The following is a 15,081-nucleotide window of genomic DNA, read 5'->3' as shown; positions in this document are numbered from 1 at the left end:
TCCGTAAAAGGTGGAGGGTTAGTGAATGTAAATGAGTAATCAAAGAGCAGGCTGCTAATAAGTTAAACAGCCTGCTCAATGAATAAAAAGGGGATAAATGATGGGAAAGAATATTGGAAATAATTCGTATCTAAAATCGCCGGATTTACTTCCAATTAATCATCGCGAACGGAAGATTGGAGTCAGGGGATTTTTTGCAATGTGGGTTGGGATGGCCATACTTTTAGCAACCTTTGATATAGGAGCTTCCGGAGTTCAAAGTATTTCCTTACCTTGGGTAGTACTTGCAACGTTGCTCGGTTGTATTGCAGTTGGTATTTTTATTTCAATTGTTGGAGATATCGGAGTTGAACATGGTTTATCTTTTCCAGTTTACATGCGGGCTCCCTTTGGTATCTTAGGCACTCATATTCCATCGTTAGCCCGAGCAGTTACAGCTTCATTTTGGTTTGGGCTAAATACGTATTTTGGTTCAACAGCCATAAATTCCATTATCCATACGATCAATGCAGGTTTTGATAACTGGCTGTTATGTTATATCATATTTGCACTTGTGCAACTGATTAATACTGCTTCCGGTATTAAATGGGTGGAACGCTTTGCTGATTTTGCTGCTCCAATTATTATTATTCTTTCTTTAATTATTTATCACACGTTGACATCAAATATTGCAGAGAGTGGAAGCAGCGTCTGGGCTTGGGCAGAAAGCCCGGTCACGGGAGGAGCGGCCATTACAGCATTTATGGTCGTCATTTTTGCAAATATGGGTTTTTGGGCAACGTTAGGGTGTGATATCCCAACGATATCACGTTTTTTTAAAGCTCCAAAATATGAAAGAAACTGGTTTAAACGAAACAAAACAAATTTGATAGGCAGTCTGATTGCCATGCCGCTTACGGAGACATTTATGATTATGATTGGAGCGGCAGCATTTATGATTGCCGGCAGCTCTAATCCAGTTATTGCTCTGCAAGAGACTGCATCTGGTTGGATGTTGGCCATATTACTTCTCATGATTGTCCTGACACAATGGTCGACGAATACGGCTGCAAATATTGTCCCGGCTGCTGCTATTTTTTCAAATGTACTTGGACCTAAGGTAACCAATACGATAGCGGTATTTGTTGTTGGGATTGTAGGAACAATTATTCAACCATGGAGTGTTTATGAAATATTGACACAAGCATTGCTCTTTTTCGGGGCGGTTTTATCAGCAATCAGTGGGATTCTTGTTGTAGATTATTATTTGTTGCGTAAAAGAAGAGTAAATGTACAAGAACTTTACCAGCATAAAGGGCAGTTTACGTATCACGGCGGTGTAAACATTGTGGGTTTCATTGCCTGGGTGCTTGGTGGTTTCGCAGCTATTCTTCTTATGGATTATTCATTTATTGTGGGGTTTGTTGTAGCGGGGTTCATTTACTATGTGCTGGCTAAGTATTGGTACTTTAAAAAGTTTCCACAGGAAGAAATGGAAGATCCGAATGACGAAAAATATTTGGGCATAACGGTTGGGCGTGATTGGGTAATTGATGAAGATAAAAGAATCGTTGGACGGAAATAAGGCAGAGGTAAAGGAGAGATGTCGCATTGACCAGCTACGATGCTTATCAATCGGAAAAACGTCAAGTGGATGATCTAGTAAAAGAAGGATATATCATAACCGGTTCAAAAGGAACACTCGATGGAGATGTGGTAGATTTTGAGCATAAAAAAACATCCGATAAAAAATCAATACGTTTAACCAATCCAGATAGTCGAAAGTATTTTGCAACATTGTACATCAAACAGCAAAAACAACGACGTAAATAATAAGTAGGTTGAACAGGAGGTAGGGAATGATGGAGAAACAAAAAATGCAAATTAATGGAGAAAGACTCAAGAAAACAATCGAAGCGTTCGCCGATTTTGGCAGGACTGAAAACAATGGAGTTACCCGTTTAGCATTATCGGATACAGACATTAAAGGAAGAAGGCATTTCCAATCTGAATGTGAAAAGCTTGGAATGACGGTTGTCTATGATGATATGGGGAATATGTATGCAACATTACCAGGAGTAGACAATAATCAGCTTCCAGTTGTTGTAGGGTCTCATTTGGATTCTGTGAAAAAAGGGGGAAGGTTTGACGGTGTACTTGGCGTACTTACTGGATTGGAAATAGTTCGAACGATTGTTCATAACGACATTAAACCGCAGGTACCTGTTGTGGTTGCCAATATTACCAATGAAGAGGGGGCAAGATTTGAGCCCGCTATGATGAGTTCCGGTGTGATCTCAGGAAAGTTTGATAAAGCAACGATGTTACAGAAAACGGATACAGAAGGAATGACATTTAGGGAGGCACTCAAAAATAGTGGCTTTGAAGGGGAAGCAAAAAATCGTTTAAAAGACGCTGCAGCCTTTTTAGAGTTACACATTGAACAGGGACCAGTATTAGAAAGTGAATCTTTGCAGATTGGTGTTGTAGAAGGCGTGGTTGGTATGGTCAATTATGAAGTCGAGATTACCGGAGAGTCCAATCATGCTGGTACAACACCCATGGCAATGCGAAGAGATGCATTGTTTGCTGCAAATAATTTAATTGCAGAAATACGAGAGAAAATGAATAAATTAGATGATGAATTAGTTTATACAATTGGCAGAATTAATATCAGTCCAAACATTCATACGGTTATACCAAATAAAGTTTTGTTTACCATTGAAGCAAGACATCAAGATTCTGAAACCATCAGACAGGTGGAGGAAATCATTCAGGAACTTACGACTTCTCCTGGTAAAGAAAAATGTGAAGTACAAATAACTAAACAATGGGACCGGGATACCGTATGGTTTAATGAAAACCTTGTTAATAGAGTGGAAAAATCCGCTAAAAATAGCGGCTATTCTTACAAGCGCATGGTAAGTGGCGCTGGACATGATGCACAGTTTATTGCTACTTATATTCCTACAGCTATGATTTTTGTGCCAAGTATAAACGGAAAAAGTCATTCGGAGGATGAACTGACACCTTGGGAGGATTGTGAAAACGGAGTTAATATCATGTTACAAACCGTTTTGGATCTAGTAATAAATGAAGCTTAACCAGTCTTATTTAGCGAATGGTTGAAAGAAATCTAAAAGGTCCGTTTCTTTCAACCATTTCTATTCGCATGCGACATATAATATGCCTTGATAGCGAGCTCTAAAGCTAAGCGGTTATTTGGTTCCATGAAGTCACTTCCAAGTAATTCTTCAATCTTTTTAAGACGATGATACAATGTCTGCCGAACAATATATAATTGGTCAGCAGCTTCTTTTTTGGAACCACATCTATTCAAATATACTTCCAAGGTTCGAAAAAGTTCACTATTGGTATCCTTATCATATTGAATTACTGGTTCTAAACAATCATAAACGTATGATTTTAAATGTTCATTTCGTTGATCTAGCAGCAACCTATACACACCAATGTTCTCATAAAAGACGGCTGATGTGATATTCATTTGCTGTAAAAAAAGAACTTTTTTAGCCTCTTGATAACTCGTTGATAAAGCTGATATATCTTTATTGACTTTACTAATACCCAAAGTACAGTTGCTGCTATCAAATATATTTTTAGCGTAGATTTTCTTAATCATATGCAAAATTGGAGAAAACCTGTCTATATCCTGATCAGTATCATCTTTCATTTTAAAGGATGCTACGATAGCAATATCATTTTTTCCAACGGATACGGCAGGGTAGAAACCATGTTGTTTAAATAGGGAACGAAACATCGCAGAACGCTGCAGTTTTATTTCATTCCAGTCGCTCTCTTCCATATTGGTTTGATCGATTTGGATGAGAAAAAGTCTATATCGAAAATTTGAAGCGGAAAAAGGTAAAAATGTTTGTAATTCATCGGAATCATAATCTTTTCCGTGTAATAAATTTCGTACAATATTATTTTCGATATTCTGCTTTCTTTCTTCAATAGTTTTATTTCTTAACATGATTTGCGCAATTGCCAACGCTGCACGGTCCATAACTGAGAAAAGAAATTTATCTAAAGTATTATCTTGTATCTTTAGACACAGATAACCCAAAATTTGTCCTAAACCTTTTACAGGTACTAAAGCAAAATTTCCTTCATCCAGTGAAATTAATTGCTGCTTTTTATTATATTCGTTTAAATAAGGAAAATGTGATCGGATTTTCTTTTCTATATGTTTTGTTTCTGGTGGATAGTAATATGATTGTGCTTCATTTGTGATATAAAGTGCATCTTTTTTTAAATGAGTATACATTTCTTGTAGTATTTTCAAAATCCCATTTGGTAATAATGAGAGTTCATTAAATTTGGTTGATAATTCGTTTAACTGATGAAGCATTTGATGGTGCTGGTTAATAATTAAGGAATGAAGGTCTTGGGTGATATCAACAAACTTTACAACTTGATCAAATATAATAATGGGGAATTGATGGTCGTCTGCCAATTGAATGATTTCATCAGAAATATAATTGACGTGTGTACCTATTTCTACACAAATACCAGCTACGTTTCTGTTAATCAAGTTCATAATATGGTTTAATTCAGTAGAAGAGTCAAGTTGAAGACCTGCACCAGTTGTAAGGATTAACTCATCACCGTTGATTAAAGAATCAAATTGGTTTGTTTCCAATATATGTGTCCATTTAACGTGATTATTTAACCCCTGATCTCCTGCAATTACTTTAGCTTTTTTAAATATATCCCTTTGCAGGATTTCGTTAATAGTTAATTCAAATTTAGCAATCAAGTTCTATACCCCCATAAAAAGAAAACGATGTATTTATATATATTAGGATGAAGCTGAGATAAGAATAATTATTTGTAAATTATGCTAGTAAGAAGTTTACAAGGTGTAAAATATAGACAACAGGATGATTCCGTGGTTTCTTTATTCTAATTTGTAAAAAAAGAATTTATACAACTTAACATATTGTAAAATGAAAATAATCAAAATAATTCATATAATCAGTATGATAGAAATTGTAACCGCTGTCAATGTGGATTAATTGCATAAGGAGTGGTTTGTTTTTGAAAGTATATAAAGACAATAATTAGACATTCAGTTAATTTTATTTGCGATGCTATTGTATTTATTTAATTTTCTATAGAGAGGAGAATTGAAATGCATAATGTAAAAGAAGAAGCGCAATCATTGCTTGAAAAGGATCAAAAAAATGTATGGCATCATATTTCCAAATATGACGAAAATACGCATCCAATGATAGCTAAAGAAGCAAAAGGCTCATGGATTACGGATCATAATGGAAATAAATATCTCGATGGTATGTCTGGTCTATGGTGTGTAAATGTTGGTTATGGACGTGAGGAATTAGCCCAAGTAGCGTATGAACAATTGAAGGATATGTCATACATCTCCATGTCACAAAGCCATTTACCAGGTATAAAACTTGCTGAGAAACTAAATGAAATGCTCGATGACGACTATATGATTTTTTACTCAAATAGTGGTTCGGATGCCAATGAGGTCGCTTTTAAAATAGCTCGTCAATATCACCAGCAAAATGGGGAATCTTCACGATACAAATTTATATCACGTTATCGAGCTTACCACGGTGGATCGCTAGGCGCGTTAGCTGCGACAGGTCAATCACTTCGTAAATATAAATATGAACCACTTACTTCTGGTTTTTTACATGTTGCTCCTCCTGACAATTACCGGAGACCTAAAGGGCAATCTGTTGAGGAATATAATTTACAAAAAGCTGAAGAAATTGAGGAAAAAATTATATGGGAACAAAAAGAAACCATTGCCGCAGTTATTATGGAGCCATTGATTACCGGGGGAGGAGTGTTAATACCTGAACCGGTGTATGTGGAAAAAGTGCAGGAAATTTGCAATCGATACGGTGTTTTACTGATTATTGATGAAGTAATTTGTGGATTTGGAAGGACAGGAAGAACATTTGGGCATATGCATTATGATATAAAGCCTGATATTATTACGATGGCAAAAGGATTAACAAGTGCTTATTTACCTTTATCCGTTACGGCTGTTCGAAAAGATATATATGAAACATTTAATTCGTCGGATGATGAAAATAGCCACTTCCGTCATGTGAATACGTTTGGAGGAAATCCGGCAGCTTGTGCTTTAGCATTAAAAAATATTGAAATAATAGAAAGAGATAATTTAACAAATAGAGCAGCTGTTTTAGGTGATAGATTGAGAAATGAATTGAAAGAATTGGAAGCGCATCCATATGTGGGAGATATCCGGAATCAAGGTTTTGTAATGGGTATAGAAATGGTAGAAGATAAAGAGACAAAAGAACCAGCACACGACGGACGGGTCAAGAAAATAATAAGTGATTGTAAGGCCAATGGTTTAATTATTGGAAGAAACGGTGATACCGTAGCTGGTTATAATAATATATTAACACTATGTCCGCCATTGTCTAGTACAGATGCAGATTTAGATTTCATTCTGTCCGTAATAAAAAAAGTTTTCAAGGAGAATGAAACTTAAAATTATATTCAATTTGTAAAATTATTGAATAATATTGAGTTATTATGAAAATATCACTCTAAGAATAAATTGTAAGGAGGAATCAATATGACACAATCAAAAGTAGAACTTAAAAAAATTCAAAATTTTGTAGGAGGACAATGGATTGAACCTAAAAGTGAGGTGACAGAGTCTGTTTATAATCCAGCAACAGGAGAAATTATCGCAGATGTTCCAATTTCATCTAGCGAGGATGTAGATTATGCAGTACAAGCGGCACATGAGGCATTTCAAGAATGGAAAGAATTAGCTGTTCCAAAACGTGCGCGTATTTTATTTAAATATCAACAATTACTAGTTGAACACTCGGATGAACTGGCTGAACTTATTACAATTGAAAACGGAAAAAATTTGCAGGAAGCTAAAGGAGAAGTACAGCGAGGTATTGAAAATGTGGAATTTGCAACAGGTGCACCTAATTTAATGATGGGAGATCAACTTTCTTCTATTGCATCGGGATTGGAGTCGGGTGTGTATCGTTATCCTATTGGGGTAGTTGGCGGCATTACACCATTTAATTTTCCGATGATGGTTCCTTGTTGGATGTTTCCGATGGCAATAGCAACTGGAAATACATTTGTATTAAAACCATCTGAGCGCACGCCGCTTTTAGCTAATCGACTTGCTGAATTGTTGATGGAAGCAGGACTGCCTAAAGGTGTATTTAACATTGTACACGGATCACATGAAGTGGTAAATAGTTTACTCGATCATCAACAGGTTTCGGCGATTTCCTTTGTTGGCTCTCAGCCAGTTGCAGAACATGTATATAAACGTGGTACAGATAATCTCAAACGTGTGCAAGCATTGGCAGGTGCTAAAAACCATTCGATTGTACTAAATGACGCGAATATAGATAATGCCTCGACGCAAATTCTAAACGCAGCATTCGGATCTGCTGGTGAACGTTGTATGGCAGCATCTGTAGTAGCTGTAGAGGAGTCTGTAGCTGACGAATTTATTGATCAACTTGTTCAAAAAGCGAATGAAATTAAAATTGGTAACGGTCTTGATGAAGGTGTCTTCCTTGGCCCTGTTATCCGTGAGCAGCATAAAGAACGAACGCTTGATTATATTGAAACAGGAGAAAAAGAAGGGGCCAAGTTAGTGCGTGATGGACGTGAGGATGTTAACGCCCAGGAGCAAGGTTATTTTGTTGGACCAACTATTTTTGATAGTGTTACAACAGATATGAAGATTTGGGAGGATGAAATCTTTGCACCTGTATTATCTATTATTCGTATCAAAAATCTGGAGGAAGCAATAGATGTAACGAATAAGTCTCCTTTTGCAAACGGTTCATGCCTATTCACTAGAGATGGGGGAAGTGTACGTCAATTTCGCGAAACAATTGATGCAGGTATGCTGGGAGTTAATATTGGAGTTCCAGCACCAATGGCTTTCTTTCCATTTTCCGGCTGGAAAAATTCCTTCTATGGTGATTTACATGCCAATGGAAAAGATGGAGTTGAATTTTATACACGCAAAAAAGTTATTACGACACGGTGGGTTTAAGACTGGGTTTGTGTTTAGTCTAAAATCATAAGCTTTAATAAAGAACGCTTGCTGTTTTCATGTTACAGTAAGCGTTCTTTATGTACAGTAACTAAGAAAGGATGAAATAAAAAAGCCTAAAAGGTACCAACAGTCAATCCCAAAAGTATATTGAAAAACAAAGCAATTCCTGTATGAAACAACAAGACAAAACATAGTATGAATTAAATCTATAAAAATCCAAAATAATGGGGTGAATGATGATGGAAGGTCTTGCACTCATTTTATTAATTGTTGCTGGTGTTATTTTTATTGTTTTTGCTACAGCAAAGTTGAAGCTTCATCCGTTTCTTTCTCTTTTAATTGCAGCTTTTGGAATTGGAATTATTTCTGGACTGCCGTTAACTGAAGTGGTCGAAGCGGTAAATGGCGGGTTTGGTGGATTAATGAGCAGTATCGGATTGGTTATTGTTTTCGGTACGATTATTGGTGTTATTTTAGAAAAATCCGGAGCTGCTCTGCGGATGGCAGAGATTGTTTTGCGAGTGATCGGAGAAAAACGTCCACAGATGGCAATGAGTTTAATTGGCGCTATTGTAAGTATTCCGGTTTTTTGCGATTCGGGCTACGTTATTTTAGCTTCATTAAAAAAAGCTTTAGCTAAAAAGGCAAAGGTAGCAGTTGCATCCATGGCAATTGCTTTAGCAACGGGGTTATTTGCGACACATACGTTAGTTCCGCCTACTCCAGGACCTATTGCTGCAGCAGGGAACATTGGTGCAGAAATGTATTTAGGTACGATCATTTTAGTTGGAGCGTTGATTGCTATTCCAGCAATTATTGTCGGTTATATTTGGGCAATGAAAGTTGGTACGAAGATGAAAGTGGAAGGAGAAGACGATGAAGAAGTGGCCTATGATTATGATGCTATTCTAAAAGAATTTGGTGAAATGCCTTCAGCTGTGAAATCTTTTGCACCAATTGTCGTTCCGATATTATTAATAGGGTTCAGCTCTGTCATTGCATTTGCTGGATGGAGTGGAGCTTTTTTTGACGTTTTTCAGTTTCTTGGGTCTCCAGTAGTAGCGCTATTGATTGGAGTTCTTTTTGCATTTTTACTTTTACCGAAATATGATGAAGAGACATTGTCAGAATGGATAGGAATAGGGTTGAAAGAATCAGCTCCTATATTATTAATTACCGGAGCAGGTGGGGCTTTCGGCAGCGTGATAAGTGCTACTCCAATCGCTGATTATATTCAAGGATTCGGTGATAATGCTTTGATTACGGGAGTAATGTTCCTATTTATTCCATTCTTCATTGCAGCAGCTTTGAAATCTGCGCAAGGATCATCAACAGCGGCTTTGGTTATTACATCTACTTTAGTAGCGCCACTGTTACCGGAATTAGGTATTGAAGGCGCTATGCCGCTAGCATTGGTTGTCATGGCAATTGGTTCTGGAGCAATGGTCTTTTCTCATGTGAACGATAGTTATTTCTGGGTTGTGAAGGAATTTAGTGGTATGACGGTGACTCAAGCTTACAAAGCACAATCGATGGGGACTTTATTGCAGGGCATTGTCTCATTTGTTTTCACATTTTTATTATGGGTTATTTTTGTATGATGGTAGGTGGAAGGCAAGAGCAATATATTTGAAGATATTTTCTGTATTACGGAAATACTGATAAATCTGAGAAATTTATAAATGAGAAATGGGAAAATGGAAAGAATCTATTGAAGTAAGAAGTGTTTTAATATTTTAGGTGAGAAAAGGAAAGTAATAGCAGAAAAATGCAATGCTAAATAATGAATGGAGAAATATATATTTAGATTATGAACAAGCATTTGGTTTATTAGAAAAACTTAAGCTTTCGCAAAAATAATTTTACGAAAGCTTAAGTTTTTGGAATATCATTTAGGTATTTTAGAATTGTTCATTTTGGGTAACATAATTTTTTGGTCCGGAAATATTAAATCTGGGTTTTGGATCTGCTCTTGGTTCGCTTGATACATAGCTTGAACTTCTTTTAGAATTTGCACATTGGTTTGTTCCCCATGATAATTTTCCTTTGCGATATTCCAGAGATTGTCACCATTTTTCACGACATAGGAAGATACTTTTGGTTTACCACGATTTTCTACTAACTCGGTAGTAACTTCTAAGCCTCGCCCAGTATCAATACTACTATCGCCAAAAGTATAAACGGTCGTATAATCGGAAGGAATTGTCCCATCAGCAATTGCTTCAGCAAAACCGCTGACTTCTCCATTATAAACTTGTTCGAAGGTGCCATCGCCGTCATCTGTATGGATATCAGAATTTAAAAGGTATGTTGCTAAGTGTTTTTGACTTCTGTTGGATAAATGATATTCGTCGTAAGTATAGAAATCATCAGGTTCCCAGCCAGCAGCCTCAGGATTATAATATTCACTGTTCGTTGAGTATTGTCCATAGGCTCCGTAGATATCTTCTGCTTCACTGGTAGGAAAGATATCACTGTTATCTTCAGAGGCTAAACCGTAACCATAAGCTGGAACCCAATCGGAAACGAGATAGAAGCCCATGCTTTTATACCCGAAGTTTTCAAAACCCTGCTCATTAATATTTTCACGTAACTGCTGATTATGTCCATAGATGACCTCTACATCATCAGGAGTGCTGTCTAGAGCAAGATAATCTTCCACTTTTTGGACGACCTGTTGATTTCTTAAATTATCGAAATCTGTTAAATCGTTACGTTGATCCTCAAAGCGGTTTGGCAACAAGATATATTTTGCACCTCCTTCTACAAGGTTTTGTACCATTTCAAGGGAATAATCACTGGCAAGGTCTGCTGTGCGTTCTATTCCCAAGTCTTCAATGGCATATGTATCATTTCCGCCGATACTGATAATATAAAGTGCTTCAGGGTCAGCCTCTCCATTCATCTCATTAAGAAAAGTCTCTGTTTGCTCTACACCGCCCCAGCCTTTTAACCACGAGGACCAGTTAGAATGCTCCTCTTCTGTACTTGACATATCACCAGAAAAGGCCCCGCCAACTGCATAATTGGTTAAATTATCATAATCACCGGCTAATTCTTTTGCGATATATTCAGCAAAGACCCGGCCATTTGAATAGCGTCCTTTCCAGTAGTGTTCTGTATCTGCTTTTATATACATTTCGTCAGCGGGATCAAATCCTTCAACAGGCTGTGCTTTCATTGTTTTTGGAGATATGATTATACCGAATAGAAGTGTAAGTATAAAGGTCCATAAAAGCTTATTTTTCATTTTCTCTCCTCCCTTGTATTTTTAAGCGTAAGTGCATCTAATTATTATTTTGTTATCAGATTTTGTGATTCCCTCTCAAATATAAATACATTCCGATACATCGAACACCTGTCTGTTAGTGTATCACAGATAACGAGAGACTCAGAAATGAGTATAATTAAGGTTTTTTAATATATTATAAGATATATAGAGATAAATGAATTTAAATGTTGCGCAGTGAAAATTTTATAGATTTTATAAAGAATATCGTTGATTTCGCTAAAAATATGAATGATTCACAGGTATACTCTCTATTAAAGGTTCGGAATAAAAATGCTGTATTAAACGAAGTGGACGCTTTTTATTAGATAATTGTTCAGCTATTTAAACAGAACAAGTAAATGTGGATTTCCGAACAAAAGAGCAAAATCAAAAAAAAGTATATTGACCTTAACTGAATTTTCATTATATACTGTATTCAACAAAGTTGAACACAAAGAAACATAATTGAATGATTCGTTTCTCTATACTAAACATGAAGAAACGGGTTATTTTCCATTGGTTTGTAAGCGATAACAAAAATTTGAGCAAGGAGGAGATTGAATGACATCCCGTATTTCAGGCTTTTATAAAAAGTCTCCTAAAGAAAGGCTTGATATTATTTCAAAACATCTAAACCTTTCTAATGAAGAAGAAAGGTTATTATTAGGGGAGGTAGGCTATTCGGTAAATCAGGCAAACCAAATGGTGGAAAATGTGATTGGGGTTTTACCTGTACCACTGGGTGTGGCCGTTAACTTTAAGGTGAATGAAAAGGAAGTTTTTATTCCGATGGCTACGGAAGAAGCCTCGGTTATCGCGGCTGCCAGCCATGCTGCAAAATTTTGCTTTGACGGTTTTTTTACTTCTTATTCTGGATCAATGATGCGGGCGCAGATTCAAGCGATTGAGGTGACTGACCCGTATGGGGCTCTTTCACGTATTTATGAAAACAAGGCATTGATTCTGGAACAATGTAATGAACAAGATCCTACGCTTGTTTCTCTTGGTGGAGGGGCAAAAGATTTGGATGTACATGTTATCGAAGGGGCAACGGAAAAAATGGTTGTGACCCATCTAATTGTAGATACAAAAGATGCTATGGGGGCAAATGCTGTAAATTCGATGGCTGAAGCTGTTGCACCTCTCATTGAAGATATAACAGGTGGCAAGGTCGTTCTGCGAATATTGTCTAATTTGGCTGATCAACGCATCGTTCGTGCGCGAGGTGTATTTGAAAATCCATTTTCGGGAGATAAGGAGGCAATGAATAAATTCATTCGGGCATATGAATTAGCTCAGGCTGATCCTTATCGTGCTGCTACTCACAATAAAGGTATTATGAATGGGATTTCGGCAGTAGTATTAGCAACAGGAAACGATACAAGGGCTGTAGAAGCTGGCGCACATGCATATGCTTCAATAACAGGAAGATATAAATCATTGACACACTGGGAAGTGAATGAGGATAATTCAATTACTGGTACCATTGCATTGCCGATGCCTGTGGGATTAGTTGGCGGTGCAACACAATCGAACCCAGTTGCCAAATTGGCTACAAAAATTCTGGATGTTGAAACGGCAGAAGAACTGGCAGGAATTGTTGCATCAACAGGGCTTGCTCAGAACTTTGCTGGTCTGAAAGCGCTGGCCGGGGAAGGTATACAAAAAGGACATATGAAGTTACATGCCAGGAATATGGCCATGATGGCCGGTGCAGAGGATGATGAAATGGATAACGTTGTGGAACTAGCTAATAGGCGGGGTGAATTCAGTTATGATAAAATAAAGCAAATCGTCTTATCATTGCAAAAAGATAAAGGAAGGACATAGTCTGTTGAAACTATGAATCTCCTATTCTTATTGAGAGATAACGGCTTATGAAATGCTTGGGCCAGTGCACATTATTTGTAACATGGTACATGGTTGTTACTTATTTTTAAAAGGAGAGGGTGGGTGAAGAATGAATGAAGAAGAGATGCAAAATGAAAAATATGTTGAGATTTGGGAAGACAATGTCAACATAAAGGATCTGCTTATTTCCATGACACTCTGTATTGGCTTTGCGTTAGGAGGATATTTACTAGCATTTGGGGACATTCCACCGCTTATTTTTGGTCTTGCTGGCGGAGTGATTGGCTTTATTATCTCTAGTATTATCATTAAACCGAAAAGACAGTTGACGATGATGGAAGAAGGTGAAGAGTGATGGATGCAGTTATCATTTTGCAGATGGTCCTTGCCAGTGTCGGAGGGGCGGCATTATATACATTGATTGGGATTGCACCTGGGACTGATGAAACGGCTGTACTGGCGCCTGTTACTATTGCTCTAGCTCTTATTGGACTTTCTCCTTATGTGATTCTGGCCTTTTTCATATCTGCAATCGTAGCTAAAAAACTGACGGATTCTATTCCTATTGCAGTAGCGGGTATACCTGGAGGAGTTATGGCTGCTCCGATGGTAGAGCATGCTATGGTATTAAAAAAGCATGGGCTTCCGGATGTGAGTATTCGAAAAATGGCATCGGGGTCCGTGATTGGAACACTTATATCCATTCCGGTCAGCTTTCTGATTGCCTATTTGATTTTACCGATTGCAGACACGTTAGCTGAATATTCCGGTCTTATTTTTACGCTGGGAGCAATTTTTCTTGCATTGTTAACACGAAATAAAGTGTTATCACTTGTCATGATTTTACCATTTGCCATGCTGATTATGGGTCTTCGTCATTTATATTGGGGTCTTGGCATTATTCCGGAGGAGACAGATGTTTTCGTTTCTTTCTTTTTAGGAATTACGATAGGTCCGATTGCGTTTACGCTTTTCGAATTATTGAATAAGCAAGTCCGCAAAAAAATGCCGCGTTTCGGTGATAAGCAAATTGAAATGAAAAAAGCAAAAAAGGAAAGAGGATTTCCTAATCCATTTAAAATATTAACCGGACGTGAATCAGTTACATCAGCAATTGGCAGCTTCCTTGGATCTGTCACTTTTTTTCTTACGCCTGTTGGTATGACGGTTTTCTGGGGAGAGGCAATCACAAGACATATTAAAGACCCTGTGCAACGAGCATCCCGGGCAATATCAACGATGGACGCCCTCACGAATGCATCGTATATTTCGGGAACGTTGATTCCATTGATTGCCATTGGATTGCCGTTATCCCCAATGGCAATTGGACCAGCAGCAGGTCTTTTTAACGCACCGCCTGTTTTTACCCCGGAAAATAATATACATCACATGCTTTCCATGGGAGAAATTATGACAGCAACGATTATTGGTGCAGCCATTGCTTTAATCATTACTTTTTTTGTTACAATCAAATTTTCTACACAAATTTGTGCGATTGTCTTTAAATACATTCCGCATGAAGCATTGATCGGGTTGTTTGCGGGCCTTGTTGTCATGCTTGCATATATGGATGCTAGTATTTTAAATATTTTTGGAACTATTTTGGTTGCCCTTGTTTCTGGTTTGCTTTTTAGAAACGGCGTCAACTATGGTGTCATGTTTATGGCTTTGTATGCTGCGCCCTGGCTTCTGGGGCTGTTTTAAAATAAGGGTGGAGAGATATAATTTCTCTCTGCTCTTTTTCGTATGTATTAAAAGTGAAATAAAAGAGATAAAATATAGGAATAGTAGAAACAAATTTCAATTTCCCCTTGTTTTTTAAGGAATAATTAACTATGATAATGATATTGTAATCTTATATCCTAGTAGAAATTGCCATATATTGTCTTGTAACTAACTTAAA

General features: G+C 37.2%; 11 protein-coding genes. 9 read left to right on the top strand and 2 right to left on the bottom strand.

Annotation, left to right across the window (positions count from 1 at the left end; translation table 11 throughout):
* Positions 1 to 100: 100 nt before the first annotated feature.
* The 3 genes from ACFQ19_RS06620 to ACFQ19_RS06610 are packed head-to-tail and all read left to right on the top strand — an operon-like array spanning position 101 to position 3,083.
* Positions 101 to 1,564, top strand: a complete 1,464-nt coding sequence (locus ACFQ19_RS06620) for an NCS1 family transporter (RefSeq protein ID WP_379591283.1) — start codon at positions 101 to 103, stop codon at positions 1,562 to 1,564.
* 26 nt (positions 1,565 to 1,590) lie between these two features.
* Positions 1,591 to 1,812 carry a hypothetical protein gene (locus ACFQ19_RS06615; protein WP_379591282.1) on the top strand — a complete coding sequence of 74 codons (222 nt, stop codon included), beginning with the start codon at positions 1,591 to 1,593 and terminating at the stop codon, positions 1,810 to 1,812.
* Between the two features lie 29 nt (positions 1,813 to 1,841).
* Positions 1,842 to 3,083 carry a Zn-dependent hydrolase gene (locus ACFQ19_RS06610; protein WP_379591327.1) on the top strand — a complete coding sequence of 414 codons (1,242 nt, stop codon included), beginning with the start codon at positions 1,842 to 1,844 and terminating at the stop codon, positions 3,081 to 3,083.
* A gap of 50 nt (positions 3,084 to 3,133) precedes the next feature.
* On the opposite strand, the gene ACFQ19_RS06605 is transcribed toward ACFQ19_RS06610, so the two are convergent.
* On the bottom strand, positions 3,134 to 4,759 hold the full coding sequence (locus tag ACFQ19_RS06605; RefSeq protein WP_379591281.1) for a PucR family transcriptional regulator: 1,626 nt from the start codon (positions 4,757 to 4,759) through the stop codon (positions 3,134 to 3,136).
* A gap of 375 nt (positions 4,760 to 5,134) precedes the next feature.
* Between ACFQ19_RS06605 and ACFQ19_RS06600 the strand changes: the two genes are divergently transcribed.
* From ACFQ19_RS06600 to ACFQ19_RS06590, 3 genes are all read left to right on the top strand, one after another.
* The gene (locus tag ACFQ19_RS06600; RefSeq protein WP_379591280.1) at positions 5,135 to 6,499 is read left to right on the top strand and encodes an aspartate aminotransferase family protein; all 1,365 of its coding nucleotides are present in this window, start codon (positions 5,135 to 5,137) and stop codon (positions 6,497 to 6,499) included.
* An 87-nt stretch (positions 6,500 to 6,586) separates the two neighbouring features.
* A complete protein-coding gene (locus ACFQ19_RS06595; RefSeq protein WP_379591279.1) occupies positions 6,587 to 8,053 on the top strand; it encodes a CoA-acylating methylmalonate-semialdehyde dehydrogenase in 1,467 nt (488 codons plus the stop codon).
* A gap of 242 nt (positions 8,054 to 8,295) precedes the next feature.
* Positions 8,296 to 9,657 carry a GntP family permease gene (locus tag ACFQ19_RS06590; RefSeq protein ID WP_379591326.1) on the top strand — a complete coding sequence of 454 codons (1,362 nt, stop codon included), beginning with the start codon at positions 8,296 to 8,298 and terminating at the stop codon, positions 9,655 to 9,657.
* A gap of 287 nt (positions 9,658 to 9,944) precedes the next feature.
* Here the strand turns inward: ACFQ19_RS06590 and ACFQ19_RS06585 are convergent, their stop codons facing one another.
* Complete coding sequence (locus tag ACFQ19_RS06585) at positions 9,945 to 11,306, bottom strand: SGNH/GDSL hydrolase family protein (RefSeq protein WP_379591278.1); 1,362 nt, start codon at positions 11,304 to 11,306, stop codon at positions 9,945 to 9,947.
* Between the two features lie 582 nt (positions 11,307 to 11,888).
* Here ACFQ19_RS06585 and ACFQ19_RS06580 point away from each other — a divergent pair.
* The 3 genes from ACFQ19_RS06580 (at position 11,889) to ACFQ19_RS06570 (ending at position 14,882) form a co-directional block, all read left to right on the top strand.
* Positions 11,889 to 13,157, top strand: coding sequence for a hydroxymethylglutaryl-CoA reductase, degradative (locus ACFQ19_RS06580; RefSeq protein WP_379591277.1), 1,269 nt, complete (start codon positions 11,889 to 11,891; stop codon positions 13,155 to 13,157).
* A gap of 130 nt (positions 13,158 to 13,287) precedes the next feature.
* Complete coding sequence (locus ACFQ19_RS06575) at positions 13,288 to 13,533, top strand: hypothetical protein (RefSeq protein WP_379591276.1); 246 nt, start codon at positions 13,288 to 13,290, stop codon at positions 13,531 to 13,533.
* On the top strand, positions 13,533 to 14,882 hold the full coding sequence (locus ACFQ19_RS06570) for a tripartite tricarboxylate transporter permease (protein ID WP_379591275.1): 1,350 nt from the start codon (positions 13,533 to 13,535) through the stop codon (positions 14,880 to 14,882). The genes ACFQ19_RS06575 and ACFQ19_RS06570 overlap by 1 nt, the downstream gene beginning before the upstream one ends.
* The last annotated feature ends 199 nt before the right edge of the window (positions 14,883 to 15,081 follow it).

It is taken from the genome of Oceanobacillus locisalsi (genome assembly GCF_042675985.1).
GTDB classification, from domain to species: Bacteria; Bacillota; Bacilli; order Bacillales; family Amphibacillaceae; genus Oceanobacillus; species Oceanobacillus locisalsi.
This window is presented reverse-complemented; position numbering and strand designations above follow the sequence as displayed.

What these genes read in the sequence shown, in the direction of transcription:
- ACFQ19_RS06575 (WP_379591276.1), top strand. Translation starts at nt 13,288, where the DNA reads ATGAATGAAGAAGAGATGCAAAATGAAAAATATGTTGAGATTTGGGAA.
- ACFQ19_RS06620 (WP_379591283.1), top strand. Translation starts at nt 101, where the DNA reads ATGGGAAAGAATATTGGAAATAATTCGTATCTAAAATCGCCGGATTTA.
- ACFQ19_RS06590 (WP_379591326.1), top strand. Translation starts at nt 8,296, where the DNA reads ATGGAAGGTCTTGCACTCATTTTATTAATTGTTGCTGGTGTTATTTTT.
- ACFQ19_RS06610 (WP_379591327.1), top strand. Translation starts at nt 1,842, where the DNA reads ATGGAGAAACAAAAAATGCAAATTAATGGAGAAAGACTCAAGAAAACA.
- ACFQ19_RS06570 (WP_379591275.1), top strand. Translation starts at nt 13,533, where the DNA reads ATGGATGCAGTTATCATTTTGCAGATGGTCCTTGCCAGTGTCGGAGGG.
- ACFQ19_RS06595 (WP_379591279.1), top strand. Translation starts at nt 6,587, where the DNA reads ATGACACAATCAAAAGTAGAACTTAAAAAAATTCAAAATTTTGTAGGA.
- ACFQ19_RS06580 (WP_379591277.1), top strand. Translation starts at nt 11,889, where the DNA reads ATGACATCCCGTATTTCAGGCTTTTATAAAAAGTCTCCTAAAGAAAGG.
- ACFQ19_RS06585 (WP_379591278.1), bottom strand. Translation starts at nt 11,306, where the DNA reads ATGAAAAATAAGCTTTTATGGACCTTTATACTTACACTTCTATTCGGT.
- ACFQ19_RS06600 (WP_379591280.1), top strand. Translation starts at nt 5,135, where the DNA reads ATGCATAATGTAAAAGAAGAAGCGCAATCATTGCTTGAAAAGGATCAA.